The following is a 16,238-nucleotide window of genomic DNA, read 5'->3' as shown; positions in this document are numbered from 1 at the left end:
GCGACCAGACTAGGGCGGCGGGTCGTCGTCACGGACGCGACACGCGCGCTCCAGGACCAGCCCTGCGACCAGGATGACCACCCCGGCCAGCGCGGCGACGGCCGAGCGGATGGCCCGGGCCTCGGCGAGCTCGGCCCGCAGCCCCAGCCAGCTGACGGCGTAGCCGGCGTAGAGCCCGCCGACCAGGGCGCCGACGTAGGCGCTCGCGCGCCCGAGCGCGAGGCGGTTGACGGCCCGGTGGGCCTCCATGCGCTCGTGGCGCACCTGGAGCGCGCGCCACGTGGCCCAGGCCGTCCAGGCGACGGCCGCGGCCACGACCAGCAGCGTGGCGGGCTGGGCCCACGACATCTGCGGGGCCGAGCCCGAGGCCGCCTCGAGGACCGGACGCAGCAGCCAGCCCACGACGAGGGCGACCACGCCGGTCGCGGTCAGCGCCGCCGGGGAGGTCGGCCGCAGCCGCCGGGGATCCTCGGGGTCACCGGACGGACGCTCCGGTCCGGTGCCGGCGTCAGGGGTGCGGTCGGGCCCGGGGGCCACGACTCACTCGACCTCGAGGTGGAGGTCGTCGCGCAGGGCGACGCCGTCCATGCCGACCGCGGTGAGCAGCTCGGCGATGGGGCCGGCCTCGGGCAGCGTGGCGTCGGGCTCGAGGTCGAACCAGGGCTTGAGCACGAAGGCCCGCTCCTTGGCCCGCGGGTGGGGCAGGCGCAGCGACGGCTCGTCGCTGCGGCGGTCGCCGACGACGACCAGGTCGACGTCGAGGGTGCGCGGGGAGTTGGGCACCTCGGTGCGCTCGCGCTCGAAGGCGTCCTCGATGGCCAGCGCGCGGTCCATGAGGCGGTTGGCGGCCAGCGTGGTGTCGACGAGCACCACGGCGTTGAGGAACTTCTCCGACCCCTCGGGGCAGCCCACGGGCTCGGTCTCGTAGACCGGGGAGACGCCGGTGACCCAGACGTCGGGGGTGTCGGCGATGGCGTTGACCGCGCCCTGGAGGGCGGCGAGGCGCTCTCCCAGGTTGGACCCGATGGCCAGCACCGCGCGACGGATCGGGCGCATCTCACCGGTGAGGGTGTCGGCGTCGATGATGTGCGGGTTGGGGGTTTCGGTCACGTCGCGTCCTCGCGTCTTCGGGTGATCGTCAGCGCGACGTCCGCGAACGTCGCCTCGATGGGTGCATCCGGCTTGTGGATCGTCACCCGCGCCCATTCAACACGGTGATCCCTCAAGCAGACGTCGGCCACGCGTCCTGCGAGCGTCTCGATCAGGTCGACCGGGTCACGCTCGACGGCGGCCTTCACGTCGGCCACGAGACTCCCGTAGTCGACGGTGTCGTGCAAGTCGTCGGAGGCGGCCGCGGGGGTGGTGTCGAGGCCCAGCACGAGGTCGATGACGAAGGTCTGGCCCTCGCGCCGCTCGAACTCGAAGACCCCGTGGTGGCCCCAGCACTCCACCCCGAGCACGGCCAGCTCGTCACTCGTGCGCGGGCTCATGCGGGGCTCCTGTCGTCGGGCTGCGCGGAGGGGGCCCGGAGCATCCGGGCCGCGGCCAGCGCGTCGCGCGCCGACCGTACGTCGTGGACCCGCACGCCCCACGCACCGGCCCCCGCGAGGTGGGCGAGCACCACGGCGTGGGCGTGCTCGCGCCCCTCGGGCTCGCGCGGCGCGCCGTCGGGGCCGGCCAGCAGGGCGCCCAGGAAGGACTTGCGGCTCGCGCCCACCAGCACCGGGTGGCCCAGCGCCAGCACCGGGTCGAGGTCGCGCAGCAGCTCCCAGTTGTGCTCGCCGCGCTTGGCGAAGCCCAGCCCGGGGTCGAGCACGATCCGGTCGTCGGCCACGCCGGCGGCGCGGATCGCCTCGACCCGCTCCTCCAGCTCTTCGCAGACCGCCGCCACCACCCCGCCGGGGCCGTCGTAGACGGCGAAGTCGCGCATGTGGTCGGCGTGGGCACGCCAGTGCATCGCGACGTACGTCGCGCCCGCCGCCGCCGTCACGGTCAGGATCTCGGGGTCGGCCAGCCCGCCGGAGACGTCGTTGACGATCACCGCGCCGGCCTCCAGCGCCGCCGCGGCGACCTCGGCGCGCATGGTGTCGACCGAGACCACGGCGCCCTCGGCGGCCAGCGCGGCGATCACCGGCACCACCCGGGCCAGCTCCTCGGCCACCAGCGGCCGGGTCGCGCCGGGGCGGGTCGACTCCCCGCCGATGTCGAGGACGTCGGCGCCGTCGGCCAGCAGCCGACGCCCGTGGGCCACGGCGGCCGCGGGCTCGACGTAGCGCCCGCCGTCGGAGAAGGAGTCGGGGGTGACGTTGACGACGCCCATGACGCGGGGCCGGTCGAGCGGCAGCCGCAGCGACGCGGCCGCCCCCGGCGGGGCCTGCGTCGTCGACGGGGCCTGCGCCGTGGGCGGGGCCGGCGGGACCTCCGGGCGGTCGCCGGTCACGTCAGTGCGTGCCGCGGATCAGCGCCATCGCCTCGGCGCGGGTGGGGCCGCTGTGCATGATGCCGCGCACGGCGGAGGTGATGGTGCGCGCGCCGTGCTTCCTGACCCCGCGCATGGTCATGCACAGGTGCTCGGCCTCGATCACGACGATGACGCCGCGGGCCTCGAGGATGTCCATGAGCGCGTCGGCGACCTGGGTGGTGAGCCGCTCCTGCACCTGCGGGCGCTTGGAGTAGACGTCGACCAGGCGCGCCAGCTTGGACAGGCCGGTGATCTTGCCGCTCGCGGCCGGGATGTAGCCGACGTGGGCCACCCCGGTGAAGGGCACGAGGTGGTGCTCGCACATCGACCACAGCTCGATGTCGCGCACGAGGACCATCTCGTCGTGGCCGAGGTCGAAGGTGGTCGAGAGCACCTCCTGCGGGGTCATCCGCAGGCCGGCGGTGAGCTCGGCGTAGGCGCGGGCGACGCGGGCCGGGGTCTCGCGCAGCCCCTCGCGGTCGGGGTCCTCGCCGATCGCGCAGAGCAGCTCGCGCACGGCGGCCTCGGCGCGCTCGTGGTCGAAGGCGGGGATGTCCTCGGGGGCGCGCTCGGGGGCGCTGATGCGGTCGGTCACGGGGTCATCCCTGCTGCGTGGGCGAGCCGGGGCTCGGAGGGGTGGGGGGCGCCGGCGGGGTGCCGTCGGGGCCGAGGCCGGGGTCGCCGTGGACGTCGCCGCCGGCCCCGGGCGGGGTCAGCACGACGCCGGCGGGCTGGTCGGCGGGGGCGCCGTTGCTGCGGGCGCGGTCGCGGATGGCCTGCGGGATCTCCACGGCCGGGATGTCGGAGGGTCGACGGTCGGGCGAGCCGGTCCAGGCCGGGCGCACCGGGCGGCGGCGCAGCGGCTCGAAGACGCGGGCCACCTCGGCCTTGTCGAGGGTCTCCTTGTCGAGCAGCTCGAGCACGAGGGCGTCGAGCACGTCGCGGTTCTCCTCGAGGATGTCGAAGGCCTCCTGGTGGGCGACGGCGAGGAAGTTCTTCGTCTCCTCGTCGACGATCGCGGCGACGTCCTCGGAGTAGTTGCGCGAGTGGCCCATGTCGCGGCCCAGGAAGGGCTCGCCCTGGGTCTCGCCGAGCTTGATGGCCCCGAGGCGGTCGGTCATGCCGTACTGGGTGACCATGGCCCGCGCGAGGTTGGTGGCCTTCTCGATGTCGTTGCCGGCGCCGGTGGTGGGGTCGTGGAAGATCATCTCCTCCGCGGCGCGCCCGCCGAGCATGTAGGCCAGCTTGTCGAGCATCTCCGAGCGGGTCTGGGAGTACTTGTCCTCGTCGGGCAGCACCATCGTGTAGCCCAGGGCGCGACCGCGCGGGAGGATCGTGATCTTGTGCACCGGGTCGGTGCCGGGCAGGGCCGCGGCGACGAGGGCGTGGCCGCCCTCGTGGTAGGCCGTGATGAGCTTCTCCTTCTCGCTCATCAGGCGGGTGCGGCGCTGCGGGCCGGCGATGACGCGGTCGATGGCCTCGTCGAGGGCGGCGTCGGTGATCAGCTTGTCGTTGGTGCGCGCGGTGAGCAGCGCGGCCTCGTTGAGCACGTTGGCCAGGTCGGCGCCGGTGAAGCCCGGGGTGCGGCGCGCCACGGAGATCAGGTCGATGTCGGGCGACATGGGCTTGCCGCGCGAGTGCACCTGGAGGATCTGGTGGCGGCCCGAGAGGTCGGGGGCGTCGACCTGGATCTGGCGGTCGAAGCGGCCCGGGCGCAGCAGCGCGGGGTCGAGCACGTCGGGGCGGTTGGTGGCGGCGATGAGGATGACCCCGCCGCGCACGTCGAAGCCGTCCATCTCGACGAGCAGCTGGTTGAGGGTCTGCTCGCGCTCGTCGTGGCCGCCGCCCATGCCGGCGCCGCGGTGACGGCCCACGGCGTCGATCTCGTCGATGAAGACGATGGCCGGGGCGTTCTCCTTGGCCTGCTCGAACAGGTCGCGCACGCGGGACGCGCCGACACCGACGAACATCTCGACGAAGTCGGAGCCGGAGATGGAGTAGAAGGGCACGCCGGCCTCGCCGGCCACGGCGCGCGCCAGCAGGGTCTTGCCGGTGCCGGGAGGGCCGTAGAGCAGCACGCCCTTGGGGATCTTGGCCCCCACGGCCTGGAACTTCGCCGGCTCCTGGAGGAACTCCTTGATCTCGCCGAGCTCCTCGATGGCCTCCTCGCAGCCGGCCACGTCGTTGAAGGTCGACTTCGGCATGTCCTTGGAGATCAGCTTGGCCTTGGACTTGGCGAACTGCATGACACCGCGGCCGCCGCCGCCCTGCATGCTGTTGAGCAGCCACAGGAAGATGATCACGATGATCACGATGGGCAGCACGGAGAAGAGGAACGAGCTGAGCAGGCTGGGGCGCGAGATCTCGGTCTTGACGTCGTCGATCGTGCCGGCGCGGTACTGCGCCTGCGCGGCGTTGACGAGGTCGCGCTGGGTGCCGTTGATCCAGTAGGTGGTGACCTCGGAGCCCTCGTCGCGCACGCCGTCGTCGAGGACGGCCTTGATCTGCTGGTCACCCCCGACGAAGGTGATCTCCTCGACGTCGCCGTCGGCGATGTACTTGCTCATCGTCGAGGCGTCGATCTCGTCGCCACCGCTGTTGGGCGCGAGGAACTGCAGGGCGAGCAGGACACCCACCACGGCGACGACGATCCACAACCAGGGACCCTTGAAAATGCGCTTCACGGACTTCTCTCGTCTTGTGCACGGCTGAACCCACGACGGTACAGGTGGCAGGCGTGGTCCAGTCTCTCAGGCGCTCGGTTGAGAGGGGCCTGAGAGACGCGGTGCCGGGTCGGCCCGGGTCGGCCCGGCCGGGCCCGGTGGAGCGGCGGTCAGGAGTAGACGTGCGGCGCGAGCGTGCCGATGTCGCGCAGGTTGCGGTACTGCTCCTTGTAGTCCAGCCCGTAGCCCACGACGAACTCGTTGGGGATGTCCCAGCCGACGTACTTGACGTCGACGGGCATCTGCAGGGCCTCGGGCTTGCGCAGCAGGGTGCAGATCTCCACGCTCGCGGGGTTGCGGCTGGTGAGGTTGGAGGTCAGCCACGACAGGGTCAGGCCGGTGTCGATGATCTCGTCGACGATGATCACGTGACGCCCGGAGATGTCGGTGTCGAGGTCCTTGAGGATCCGCACGACGCCGCTGGACTTGGTGCCGGAGCCGTAGGACGACACCGCCATCCAGTCCATCTCGAGGTGGCGGCTGAAGCTGCGGGCCATGTCGGCCATCACCATCACCGCACCGCGCAGGATGCCGACGATCAGCAGGTCCTTGCCGGCGTAGTCGTCCTCGATCCGGGCGGCGAGCTCACCGAGCCGCTCCTGGATCTGGGCCTCGGTGAACAGCACGTTGACGAGGTCGTTCTCCACGTGGGCAGAGTCCATGGCGCAGAGCCTAGGGGCGCTGCGGGTCGGTGGCGACGGCGGGTCAGTGGCGACGGCGGGGCTTGTAGACCTCGACCGGCACCCGCTGGGAGCTGGAGCCCTTGAGCAGGTCGTTGCCGGCGTAGCTCGCGACGAAGGTGTGCTCGCCGCGGTCCAGGCGGCCCAGGTCGAGCACGACGGTGCCGTTGTCGCGCAGCTGGCCGCGCTCGACGACGCGACGGCCGGCGGTGAGCACGACCGCGCCGCTGGGGGTGGCGGGGTCGCCGGCGGCGCTCACGCGCACGGTGACGCGCACCTTGTCGCCGAGCTCGACGCGGCGCGGGGCGCGGGCGTCGGTGTCGGAGGCGACCGGCCTCTTGGTCAGCTCGACCTCGCCGATGCCGGCCTTCTCGCGGCGGGCGCGGTCGACGACGATGCTCTCGCTGGCGTAGCCGGGCTTGGAGAAGGTGACCTCGTAGCTGCCGCTGCGCACCCGCAGGGCGAAGTAGCCGTGCTCGATGTCGTTGTCGGGCGAGGCGTAGGACAGGTCGCTGGCCACGACGTCGCCGGTGGCCAGGTCGACGGCCTGCACCTCGACGTCGTCGACGTGGCGACCGCGCTGGTCGACGACCGCGCCCTGCACCATCGCCCCGCCCGTGCCGGCGACCCGGGGGGCGACGCCGTGGCTGGAGGACGCGGTGGCCGTGGTGCCGGGAGCGAGCATGGCCGTGGCGGCGAGGGTGGCGGCGGCGACGAGCGTGGTCGTGAGCATCTTCATCGGGGGGTCTCCGGGGGGAGCGGCGGGCAGGGGGCGCCCGAGGGGGTCAGGTCCGGCGGGGTGGGCCGGGGGCGGCCGGGGGGCTGCCACGCAGACCATCGGCACGTCGGGTCGCCGACCTAAGGCGTTCGGCCCGCCCTGCCCGTGGGGCGTCGAGCGGTCTGGACCGCCCGTCGCGGTCCGGCCCGGGACGGCCCGGGGGCCCGGGGGCCCGGGAGGGCTCAGGCCACCGGGGGCGCCGCGATCCGCAGCAGGCCGTCGGCCCGGGTGCCGCGCAGGGGCCCGGGGAGGTCGATCCAGCGCTGGCCGTGCCAGTCGGTGACGAGCGCGTCGAGGGCGCGCACGTGCTCGTGGAGGAGCTCGGCGGCCGGGGCCCCGGCGTCGAGGGCGGCCAGGCGCAGGACGCGGCGACGCAGGGCGTCGGGCCGGTCGGCGAGCTCGGCCACCGGCAGGGCGCCGTCGGACCCGACCAGCCGGGCGTGCTCGACCTCGGCGAGGTCGTCGAGCAGGTCGGCGTCGGCGCGCAGCTGCTCGGCCGTGCGGGCCAGGGCCGCGGCCACGCCGGGGCCCAGGTGCTCCTCGAGGGCGGGCAGCACGGCGCGGCGCACCCGGACCCGCGCGTAGCCCGGGTCGTGGTTGTGCGGGTCGTCCCAGACGTCGAGGCCCTCGACCTGGCAGGCGGTGACCGTGTCGTCGCGGGCGACCTCGAGCAGCGGGCGGCGGTAGCGGTCGAAGCGGCGGCGCATCCCGGCCAGGGAGCGGGCGCCGGAGCCGCGGGCCAGCCCCAGCAGCACCGTCTCGGCCTGGTCGTCGCGGGTGTGGCCGAGCAGCACCGCGGCGGCGTCGAAGTGGGCGCCGACCCGGTCGAGCACGGCGTAGCGGGCCCGTCGCGCCGCCCCCTCGGGACCCTCGCCGTCGAGCACGACCTGCACCCGCGCCCCCGCCGTCTCGTCGGCGCCCAGCGCGGCCATCTGCTCCACCACGCGGGCGGCCTGCTCGGCCGAGCCCTCCTGCAGGCCGTGGTCGACCGTGACCCCGACGACGCGCCAGCCCCCCGCCCGCGACTCGTGCACCGTGGCGGCCAGCAGGGCGAGCGAGTCGGGCCCGCCGGAGCAGGCCACCACCACCGTCGCGCCCGCGGGGAGGTCGGCCAGCTCCCGGCGTACGGCGAGTCGGACCGCGGCGACCGCGGGGTGCAGCCTGGGCATCGCGCTCGACCCGGCCTGTTTCAGAGGACCCGGGCGACCCAGGCGGAGGGGTCGTGGATCTCGGCCTTGCTCGGGAGGTTCTGCGGGCCGGCCCACACGGCGTTGAACTGCTCCATGCCGACCCGGTCGACGACGGTGCGCACGAAGGCGGCGCCGTCGCTGTACTGCGCCATCTTGGCGTCGAGGCCGAGCAGGCGGCGCAGCAGGCGGTCGAGGGCGCCGACGCCCTTGCGCCGCTCGTCGAAGCGGCCGCGGATGTGCTCGACGCTCGGGATGACGCGCGGGCCGACGCCGTCCATGACCACGTCGGCGTGGCCCTCGAGCAGGCTCATGACGCCGGTGACCTGGTCCATCAGCTCCTTCTGCTCGGGGCTGCTCACCAGGTCCATCAGCGAGCCGCCCTCGCCGTCGCGACCACGCGAGCGCAGCACCTCGCTGACCCGCTTGAGGCCGTCGTCGAGCATGCGGGAGGAGTCCATGGTGTCGGCGACCTGGCCGACCAGGGAGAAGAGGTGGTCGCGCATCCAGGGGACGGCGGTGAACTGCACGCGGTGGGTCTCCTCGTGCAGGCAGACCCAGAGCCGGAAGTCGGTGGGGTCGACGCCGAGCTCCCGCTCGACGTGCACGATGTTGGGGGCGACCAGCAGCAGCCGGCCCGACGGGGCGAAGAACGGGTCGAACTGGCCCAGCACCTTGCCGCCGAGGAAGCCGAGCAGCCCGCCGACCTCGAGACCGGTGATCCGCGACCCCAGGGCCAGCGAGAGCCCCGAGGGGGGCTTCTTCTCCACCAGCTTGGCCACGACCGGGGCCAGCACCGCCTTGAAGCCGTCGGCGTTGGCCTGCACCCACCCGGCACGGTCGACCACGAGGACCGGCGCGGTGCCGTCGGGGGTGTCGAGCCCGGTGAAGTCGCGCACCAGCCCGGTGGAGCGGTGGGCGCCGGCGCGCAGCTCCTCCACGACGGCCGTCGCCTCGGCCCGCCCGACCGTGGGGCCGTCGCCGGCCAGGCGCGAGCCCAGCGAGACCGCGAGGTCCCAGTCGATGATCTCCGGGGTCTCCGGCGTGGGGGTGCTCATGGCCCCGAACCTATCCGTGGCGCCCTGACCCGGGCGCGGGTCAGGGTCCGGGTCACGAGCAGGTGCAGGCCGCGAGGGCGGCCGCGGCGCGGTCGAGGGCGGCCCGGGCGTCGAGGGTGTCGACCTCGCGGATCCGGTCGGCCATGAGCGCGAAGACCAGCGGCGTGCCCCGGCGGTCGACCGCGACGCCGGCCAGGCTGCTCACCCCGGTGAGGGTGCCGGTCTTGGCGCGCACGTCGCCGACCGCGTCCGGAGCCACGTCGTCGAAGCGCAGCGCGAGCGAGCCGGTGAAGCCGGCCACCGGCAGGCCGCCCAGCACGGCGCGCAGCGGGGAGTCCGCGGCGGAGGTGCCGACCGCGCGCAGCACCCCGACCAGTGTCTCGGGGGCGATGAGGTTCTCCCGCGACAGCCCGCTGCCGTCGAGCTGGCGCACCGGCACCGGCACGCCGAGGTCGCGCAGCACCTCGGCGACGCCGGCCACCCCGGCCGCGCTGCTGCCCTCTCCCCCGCTGGCCAGGCCGACGTGGCGCAGCAGCACCTCGGTGGCCTCGTTGTCGCTGACCTGGAGCAGCTGGTCGACGATCTCGGGCAGCGGCGCGCTGCTCACCTCGGCCACCGGGTCGGCACCGACCGCGGCCTGGGCGCGCCGCGGGCGGCCCTGCACCGCCACGCCGGCCTGTCGCAGCGCGGCCGCGAAGACGTCGGCGGCCTCGCGCGCCGGGTCGGCCACGCGGCCGACGCCGCTGGCGGGACGGCCCTCGTCGACCCACAGCGCCGAGATCGGCGCCACGACTCCGTCGGGCACGTAGTCGGCGGGCCACGACGGGTTGACCGCGGGGCCGGTGAAGAGGCTGGCGTCGTAGGTGAGGCGCAGCGGGCCGGCGCCCGTGCCCCGCAGCGCCGCGGCCGTGCGGCGCGCCAGCGTGGTCACGTCGGCCCGCCGGGGGTACGCCGCGCCCTCGGCCGCCGCCGGGGTCCGGGCCAGGAACGGGTCTCCCCCGCCGACGAGGGTCAGCGTCGACCCGCGGCGCACGACCCGCGTCTCGAAGGTGGTCGCGGGGTCGAGCACGCTGAGCGCGCCCACGGCGGTGAGCAGCTTCGTGGTGGAGGCGGGCACGGCGGCCGGCGTCCGCCCGCGGGCCACCAGGCCCACCGGCGCCGACCCCGCGGCGCCGTCGCCGAGGCCGGCCACCGCGGCGACCACGTGGCGCCCGAGGTCGCGGTCGCCGAGCGCGGCCGCGAGCGTGCGTCGTACGGCGGCACGGTCGAGGGTGCGCAGGCCGGCCGCGACGGCGACGGGCGCCGGCTCGTCGAGGTCGGGGAGGTCGAGGCCGTCGGGCGGCGGGACGCGGGAGGGGTCGTCGGGGCCGGGCGCGGGGTCGCCGGTGAGCGCGGCGAAGCGGTCGCCGACCTCCCGGGCGGCGTCGTCGAGCACGCCGGTGCGCCACGCCGCGGCCCCGCCGGCGCCGAGCGCGAGCACGAGGACCACCGCCAGCAGACGCCCGCCACGCCGCCGCGGAGCGTGGCCTGCGTCACGTCGACCCACCGAATCCCCTTCCCGCTGCAGCGTTTCGGGTCATTGTGCGCGACAATCGCCGCCGGGCCCACGTCGGGCCCGAGGACCTGGCCCCCGACCCGACCGGTCGAGGGCCCACCGACATCCGGCCCACGACGGGCCGACACAAGCGGAGGCTGACTGTGCTGGAGTTCGACGTGCTCGTGGAGATCCCCAAGGGTCAGCGCAACAAGTACGAGGTCGACCACGAGTCGGGGCGCATCCGCCTGGACCGCACCCTCTTCACCTCCACGCAGTACCCCGCCGACTACGGCTACATCGAGGACACCCTCGGCATGGACGGCGACCCGCTCGACGCGCTGGTCATCCTCCAGGAGCCGACCTTCCCGGGCTGCCTGATCAAGTGCCGCGCGATCGGCATGTTCCGCATGACCGACGAGGCCGGCGGCGACGACAAGGTCCTCTGCGTGCCGGCGACCGACCCGCGCCAGGAGCACCTGCGCGACATCAGCCACGTCTCGAAGTTCGACCGCCTGGAGATCCAGCACTTCTTCGAGGTCTACAAGGACCTCGAGCCCGGCAAGTCCGTCGAGGGCGCGGAGTGGGTCGGCCGCACCGAGGCCGAGGCCGAGGTCCACGCCTCCTTCGACCGCTTCAAGAAGACCGGCCACTGAGCCGACGCCCTCCCGCAGCCCCCGTCCGGTCACCCGGGCGGGGGCTGCGGTGCGTCAGGGGAGGCGGCGGACGCCGCGCACGTAGGCCACGGCGCCGCTGACCTGGAGGGTGACGTCCTGGACGCCGCCGCGGGCCAGCCAGCTGCGCAGCTCGACGCTGGAGCAGCCCGGCCCGAGCAGCCCGCTGGCGCGACCGACCTGCCAGGCCGGCGAGAGCGCCGGCACGGTGCCGCGCAGCAGCAGGCTGGCGCTGAGCACGCCGCCGGGCCGCAGCACCCGCGCGAGCTCGGCCACGGCGGCGGCGGGGTCGGGGAAGCAGTGCAGCCCCATGAGGCTGACGACGAGGTCGAAGGAGGCGTCGTCGAAGGGCAGGTCGGCCACGTCGGCGGCCGCCGTGGTGACCAGGTGGTCGACCTTGCGGTCGGCGGCGGCGCGACGGGTCCGCTCGAGCATCACCTCGGCGATGTCGACGGCCACCACCTCCACCTGCTGGTCGGCGCGCAGCGAGCGCAGCGCCACCCCGCCGCCGCACGGCACGTCGAGCACGCGGGAGCCGTCGGGCAGGTGGCCGACCTCCTCGGCGGCGGTGAAGAGCAGCTGCTGGTCGGTGCCCAGGCCCAGGCGCCACAGCGGCCCACCGACGCCGGGGTGCTCGACGGTCCAGTCGTAGAAGGCGCCCCACAGCGGGTCGCCCTCCCAGCCGCCGGTGACCCGCCCGGGCAGGCGCGCGACCTGCTCGCCGGCCGCACGCGCCCCGACGTACGCCGAGCCGAGCGCACCGCCGACGGCGGAGACCAGGCGGGCCGGCCCGCGCGGGCGCGCCATCAGGCCCCGGCCCGCTCCGCCGCGGCGCGCACCGAGGACTCGCGCGGGGTGCCGGCGGGGCCGACGAGGGCCGGCGAGCGCAGCATCTCCTCGGGCACGCCGAGGGCGTCGACGAGGTCGACCGCGATCGGGCGGACCTTGCGGCACAGCGAGGAGACCTCGCGGCTGATCGCCTTGGAGCGCTGCACCGAGAGCCGGCCGTGCTCCATGAACCACGCCCGGTCGGCCTCGATGACCGAGAGGGCGTGCAGGTCGCACAGCAGGTTGAGGGCCACCTTCTGGTCGCCGTCGGGCAGGGCGCGCACCTTGGCCACGAAGGCCTCGAGCACGAGCCGCTCCATGTGGGCGTGGGCCGCGCCGATCACGTGGTCCTGCACGCGCGAGAAGACCTGGCCGGCGTTCATGCCGCCGTCGATGCCGCGCTTGAGGCGCCGCGCGACGCCGCTGACCATGTGCTCCTCGCGGAAGCGGAGCATGCCGAGCTGGTACTCGGGGTCGAGCAGCCCGGCCTCCTGGTCCCACTCGTCGCCGCCGGGCAGCACGTCGCGCAGCCGCTGCACCAGCTTGTGCACGGCCGTCTTCTCCACGACGGTCTCGACGGCCAGGCCGGCGACGAACCGGACCATGCCGAACTGGTCCATGTCCTCGAAATCGCTGGCGTAGCCGGTGAGCAGGCCCTTGGCCACCAGCTGCATGAGCACGGTGTTGTCGCCCTCGAAGGTGGTGAAGACGTCGGTGTCGGCCTTGAGCGCGGCGAAGCGGTTCTCGGCGAGGTAGCCCGCGCCGCCGCAGGCCTCACGGCACTCCTGGATGGTGCGGGTGGCGTGCCAGGTGCCGAGCGCCTTGGTGCCGGCGGCACGCGACTCCAGCTCGCGCTTGGCCGTCTCGGCCTCGACCTCGTCGCCGCCGGCGGCGGTGGCCACGGCGTGCAGGTCGGCGGCGACGACCTCCTGGGCGAAGTGGAGCGCGTAGGTGCGGGCCAGCAGCGGCAGCAGCCGGCGCTGGTGCACGCCGTAGTCGAGCAGCAGCTCCTCCTGCTCGGGGTCGGAGGCCTCGAACTGGCGGCGCCGGTCGCCGTACCTGACCGCGATCGCGATCGCGACCTTGGCGGCGTTGATGCCGGCGCCGCCGACGCAGACGCGGCCCTGGATGAGGGTGCCGAGCATGGTGAAGAAGCGGCGGTTGGGGCTCTCGATCGCGCTCTCGTAGACCCCGGCGGGCGTGACGTCGGCGAAGCGGTTGAGCAGGCTCGTGCGCGGCACCCGCACGTGGTCGAACCACAGCCGCCCGTTGTCGACGCCGTCGAGGCCCATCTTGGGCCCGTCGTCCTCGATGCGCACGCCCGGCGCGGGCTCGCCGTCGACGCGGATCGGCACCACGAAGGCGTGCACGCCCTGCGACTCACCGCCGATCTCGAGCTGGGCGAAGACCACGGCCACCGTGCCGTGGACGGCGGCGTTGCCGATGTAGTCCTTGCCGGCCTCCTCCGAGGTCGTGGTGATCACGAACTCCTGGGTGGCCAGGTCGAAGGTCGCGACGGTGCCGAGGGCCTGCACGTTGGACCCGTGACCGGTCTCGGTCATCGCGAAGCAGCCCAGCAGCCGCCCGGCGATGAGGTCGGGCAGGTAGCGGTCGTGGTGCTCCTTCGTGCCGAGCTGGAGCACGGCGCCGCCGAAGAGGCCGAACTGCACGCCGGTCTTCACCAGCACCGAGAGGTCGCCCAGCGCGAGGGTCTCGAAGGCCGCCACCGAGGCGCCGACGTCGCCGCCGCCGCCGTACTCCTCGGGGAACCCGAGGCCGCTCTGGCCGGTCGAGGCGATCTCGACCACGACGTCCTTGACCCGCTCGCGGAACTCGTCGGGCGTCATCGTCTCGGCGTCGCGCAGCACCTGCGCGTGGTCGACGAGGCTGTCGCGCACGAGCTGGCGCACCTCGGCGTACTTCCCGTCGAGCAGGCGGGTCATCGCCGCCACGTCGACCTCGGGCTGGCGGTAGCCCGAGCGGTGACGCTCCGGCTCGGGCGTGCTCGCGGCCGGGGCGGGGGCCTCGGTGGCGGCCGACGGGGTGACGGTGTCGCTTGACATGCTCCGACGCTACTCGCGGGTCACCGGGGCGCCCAGGGAAACGCCCGATCTGCCGCCCTCACGGGTGAGACCGGGGCGGGCGCGGTCCGGGCCGGGGGCTCAGTCGCGGGAGACGGGCACCTTCGAGGTGGTGGTCGTCGGGTGCGACTGGAGGGGGTAGCGGTCGAACTTCTGCCCGCTGGCCAGGCCACCGACGTAGAAGGCGACCAGCGCGATCATGATGCCGGCGATGTCGTCGGCGATGTAGTGCCAGCCGAAGTAGAGGGTGGCGACGACGGTGACGCCGAAGTTGACCCAGAAGACGACCTTGAGCACACGGTTCTGCAGCGTGAACTGCACCATGAGGGCCACCAGCAGCGTGATCGCGGTGTGGAGGCTGGCGAAGCCGGCGACCGACTGCACCTGGCCCTCCAGGCCCGGGATCATGTAGCTCTGCCGGGTGTAGACCAGCGACTCCATCAGCGACGTCGTCGGTGTGTCGGCCAGCGGCTGGTAGATCGCGACGTACTCAAGGCCCGGGCCCAGGGTGGGCAGGGCGTAGTAGGAGATCGTGCCGAGGGTCCACGCCACGCACTGCGAGGTGACGAACCAGTAGCCGTAGGACATGTTGCGCGACCACACCAGCCAGGCCGTGACCGCCAGCGGCACCAGCGGCAGGAACCACAGGTAGATGTAGCTGAGCAGGTGGGCGGCGACGGTGGTGCCGAGCAGGTCGTGCAGCACGATCGCGGGGTCGTTGCCGAAGAAGAGCGCGCGGTCGAGCAGGTGCAGCTCGCGGTCGTACATCCGGTCGGAGACGAGCGGGAGGTAGGACTTGATGTTGCGGTAGCAGACGTAGACGACGTAGAAGCAGATGATGCCGAGCGCGACCAGCGTCAGGCGCTCCTTGTTCCAGTGCGAGCGCAGGCGCTCGCGCACGATCGCCGGCATCAGCGTCGGGCGGCCCTTGGAGTACCACAGCGTGCGTGGCAGCAGGTCGAGCAGCAGCGCGCCGAGCAGCAGCAGCGGCAGGCGCAGCCACGACGGGCCGAGGAAGCTGCCCTCGGGGTCGACGAGGCCCTGGTCGAGCACGGCGGCGGTGATGACGGCCCACAGGCCCATCCCGATCGCGGTGACCACGAGGAGGACGTAGGCGCGGCGATACACGCAGGTCAGTGTAAGGACTGTCCCTACGCTTCGCCCCCTCCGCGCGCCCCGGGGAGCACCGCGAGCCGCGTGGCGTCCACCACCACGCCCACCCGGTCGCCCGGCGCTACCCGGTGGTCGAGGCCCGCCACGGCGTCGACCTCGCCCACCCCGTCGACGTCGAGGACCAGCCGCAGCTGCTCCGGCGTGCCCCGCAGCGAGCGCACCGTCGCCGCCAGCGCGCCGACCTGCGCGCCCGTCTGTGCGCCCGGCTGTGCGCCCGTCTGCCCGGGCGTGGCCAGCTGCAGCGCGGAGCGGCGTACGGCGACCGCCGCGGCCCCGCCCGCGGCGACGGGCCGGCCGGCCGCCGCCAGCACCCGGTCGGCCGCGGGGCCGTGCAGGACGCGGGCGTAGCCCAGGAAGAGGGCGGTGGCCTCGTCGACGGGGTGGCGCCACACCTCGCCGATGTCGCCGTGCTGCACCAGGCGACCCGCCCGCATCACCGCGAGCCGGTCGGCCACGGTGAAGGCCTCCTCGTGGTCGTGGGTCACCATCAGCGCGGTCGTGCCGGCGCGGCGCAGGATGTCGCGCAGCTCCACGGCCAGCCGCTCGCGCAGCCCGGCGTCGAGGGCCGAGAGCGGCTCGTCGAGCAGCAGCAGCCGGGGCTCGACGGCCAGCGAGCGGGCCAGCGCCACCCGCTGGCGCTCGCCGCCCGACAGCGTGCCGGGCAGCCGGTCGGCGTAGCCGGTGAGCCCGACCAGCTCGAGCAGCTCCTCGACGCGGCGGGCCTGCTCGCGGGTCCCGGAGCGCGAGCGGCGGCGCAGGCGCAGGGCGTAGCCCACGTTGCGCCCGACGGTGAGGTGGCCGAAGAGCTGCCCGTCCTGGAACATCAGCGCGAAGCCCCGCCTGTGGGTCGGCACGCGGGCCAGGTCGTCGCCGTCCCACGCGATCCGGCCCGTCGCGGGCTCGAGGCCGGCCACCGCGCGCAGCAGCGTCGACTTGCCGCACCCCGAGGGGCCCAGCACGGCGAGCACCTGGCCGTCGGGGAGGTCGAGGTCGAGCCCGCTGACGGCCGGGCGGCCGTCGTAGGACACCGAGACGTCGCTCAGCGCGAGCATCGCGCTCCT

General features: G+C 74.3%; 16 protein-coding genes. 1 reads left to right on the top strand and 15 read right to left on the bottom strand.

Translation table 11 applies throughout. The features are described from left to right. Positions 1-9 precede the first annotated feature (9 nt). The 11 genes from LPA27_RS04100 to dacB form a co-directional block, all read right to left on the bottom strand. A complete protein-coding gene (locus LPA27_RS04100) occupies positions 10-537 on the bottom strand; it encodes a DUF3180 domain-containing protein (RefSeq protein ID WP_228941601.1) in 528 nt (175 codons plus the stop codon). A gap of 3 nt (positions 538-540) precedes the next feature. After that, positions 541-1,110, bottom strand: coding sequence for a 2-amino-4-hydroxy-6-hydroxymethyldihydropteridine diphosphokinase (gene folK, locus LPA27_RS04095; RefSeq protein ID WP_228941600.1), 570 nt, complete (start codon positions 1,108-1,110; stop codon positions 541-543). Continuing rightward, complete coding sequence (folB, locus tag LPA27_RS04090) at positions 1,107-1,490, bottom strand: dihydroneopterin aldolase (RefSeq protein WP_056864883.1); 384 nt, start codon at positions 1,488-1,490, stop codon at positions 1,107-1,109. The genes folK and folB overlap by 4 nt, the downstream gene beginning before the upstream one ends. After that, the gene (gene folP, locus LPA27_RS04085) at positions 1,487-2,320 is read right to left on the bottom strand and encodes a dihydropteroate synthase (RefSeq protein ID WP_193662121.1); all 834 of its coding nucleotides are present in this window, start codon (positions 2,318-2,320) and stop codon (positions 1,487-1,489) included. The genes folB and folP overlap by 4 nt, the downstream gene beginning before the upstream one ends. A 121-nt stretch (positions 2,321-2,441) precedes the next feature. Further along, entirely contained in the window at positions 2,442-3,056 is a 615-nt protein-coding gene (gene folE / locus LPA27_RS04080) for a GTP cyclohydrolase I FolE (protein WP_056864884.1), read from the bottom strand. Positions 3,057-3,060: 4 nt separating this feature from the next. Further along, complete coding sequence (gene ftsH / locus LPA27_RS04075; protein ID WP_056905286.1) at positions 3,061-5,145, bottom strand: ATP-dependent zinc metalloprotease FtsH; 2,085 nt, start codon at positions 5,143-5,145, stop codon at positions 3,061-3,063. Between the two features lie 149 nt (positions 5,146-5,294). Continuing rightward, entirely contained in the window at positions 5,295-5,846 is a 552-nt protein-coding gene (hpt, locus tag LPA27_RS04070; protein ID WP_056864886.1) for a hypoxanthine phosphoribosyltransferase, read from the bottom strand. Positions 5,847-5,889: 43 nt separating this feature from the next. Further along, a complete protein-coding gene (locus LPA27_RS04065) occupies positions 5,890-6,603 on the bottom strand; it encodes an Ig-like domain repeat protein (RefSeq protein ID WP_228941599.1) in 714 nt (237 codons plus the stop codon). A gap of 221 nt (positions 6,604-6,824) precedes the next feature. Then, on the bottom strand, positions 6,825-7,811 hold the full coding sequence (tilS, locus tag LPA27_RS19215) for a tRNA lysidine(34) synthetase TilS (RefSeq protein ID WP_267477178.1): 987 nt from the start codon (positions 7,809-7,811) through the stop codon (positions 6,825-6,827). 20 nt (positions 7,812-7,831) lie between these two features. Continuing rightward, positions 7,832-8,887 (bottom strand): zinc-dependent metalloprotease, encoded by a 1,056-nt coding sequence (locus tag LPA27_RS04050; RefSeq protein ID WP_228941598.1) that lies wholly within the window; start codon positions 8,885-8,887, stop codon positions 7,832-7,834. A 52-nt stretch (positions 8,888-8,939) separates the two neighbouring features. After that, the gene (dacB, locus tag LPA27_RS04045) at positions 8,940-10,376 is read right to left on the bottom strand and encodes a D-alanyl-D-alanine carboxypeptidase/D-alanyl-D-alanine-endopeptidase (RefSeq protein ID WP_228941597.1); all 1,437 of its coding nucleotides are present in this window, start codon (positions 10,374-10,376) and stop codon (positions 8,940-8,942) included. A gap of 212 nt (positions 10,377-10,588) precedes the next feature. Between dacB and LPA27_RS04040 the strand changes: the two genes are divergently transcribed. Further along, positions 10,589-11,077 carry an inorganic diphosphatase gene (locus LPA27_RS04040; protein WP_056865249.1) on the top strand — a complete coding sequence of 163 codons (489 nt, stop codon included), beginning with the start codon at positions 10,589-10,591 and terminating at the stop codon, positions 11,075-11,077. 54 nt (positions 11,078-11,131) lie between these two features. On the opposite strand, the gene LPA27_RS04035 is transcribed toward LPA27_RS04040, so the two are convergent. The 4 genes from LPA27_RS04035 to LPA27_RS04020 form a co-directional block, all read right to left on the bottom strand. Continuing rightward, the gene (locus LPA27_RS04035; RefSeq protein ID WP_228941596.1) at positions 11,132-11,902 is read right to left on the bottom strand and encodes a class I SAM-dependent methyltransferase; all 771 of its coding nucleotides are present in this window, start codon (positions 11,900-11,902) and stop codon (positions 11,132-11,134) included. Then, positions 11,902-13,986, bottom strand: coding sequence for an acyl-CoA dehydrogenase (locus LPA27_RS04030; protein ID WP_324251238.1), 2,085 nt, complete (start codon positions 13,984-13,986; stop codon positions 11,902-11,904). The genes LPA27_RS04035 and LPA27_RS04030 overlap by 1 nt, the downstream gene beginning before the upstream one ends. A 99-nt stretch (positions 13,987-14,085) precedes the next feature. Beyond that, positions 14,086-15,132 (bottom strand): phosphatase PAP2 family protein, encoded by a 1,047-nt coding sequence (locus tag LPA27_RS04025; RefSeq protein ID WP_165699049.1) that lies wholly within the window; start codon positions 15,130-15,132, stop codon positions 14,086-14,088. 23 nt (positions 15,133-15,155) lie between these two features. Continuing rightward, positions 15,156-16,229 carry an ABC transporter ATP-binding protein gene (locus LPA27_RS04020; RefSeq protein ID WP_228941595.1) on the bottom strand — a complete coding sequence of 358 codons (1,074 nt, stop codon included), beginning with the start codon at positions 16,227-16,229 and terminating at the stop codon, positions 15,156-15,158. Positions 16,230-16,238 lie beyond the last annotated feature (9 nt).

The organism is Nocardioides sp. Leaf374, from assembly GCF_916862475.1.
Classification (GTDB): Bacteria; Actinomycetota; Actinomycetes; order Propionibacteriales; family Nocardioidaceae; genus Nocardioides; species Nocardioides kribbensis.
This window is presented reverse-complemented; position numbering and strand designations above follow the sequence as displayed.

Coding starts and splice junctions, on each gene's coding strand:
- LPA27_RS04035 (WP_228941596.1), bottom strand. CDS start 11,902: ATGGCGCGCCCGCGCGGGCCGGCCCGCCTGGTCTCCGCCGTCGGCGGT.
- folP (WP_193662121.1), bottom strand. CDS start 2,320: ATGGGCGTCGTCAACGTCACCCCCGACTCCTTCTCCGACGGCGGGCGC.
- LPA27_RS04065 (WP_228941599.1), bottom strand. CDS start 6,603: ATGAAGATGCTCACGACCACGCTCGTCGCCGCCGCCACCCTCGCCGCC.
- folB (WP_056864883.1), bottom strand. CDS start 1,490: ATGAGCCCGCGCACGAGTGACGAGCTGGCCGTGCTCGGGGTGGAGTGC.
- hpt (WP_056864886.1), bottom strand. CDS start 5,846: ATGGACTCTGCCCACGTGGAGAACGACCTCGTCAACGTGCTGTTCACC.
- LPA27_RS04020 (WP_228941595.1), bottom strand. CDS start 16,229: ATGCTCGCGCTGAGCGACGTCTCGGTGTCCTACGACGGCCGCCCGGCC.
- LPA27_RS04030 (WP_324251238.1), bottom strand. CDS start 13,986: ATGTCAAGCGACACCGTCACCCCGTCGGCCGCCACCGAGGCCCCCGCC.
- tilS (WP_267477178.1), bottom strand. CDS start 7,811: ATGCCCAGGCTGCACCCCGCGGTCGCCGCGGTCCGACTCGCCGTACGC.
- LPA27_RS04050 (WP_228941598.1), bottom strand. CDS start 8,887: ATGAGCACCCCCACGCCGGAGACCCCGGAGATCATCGACTGGGACCTC.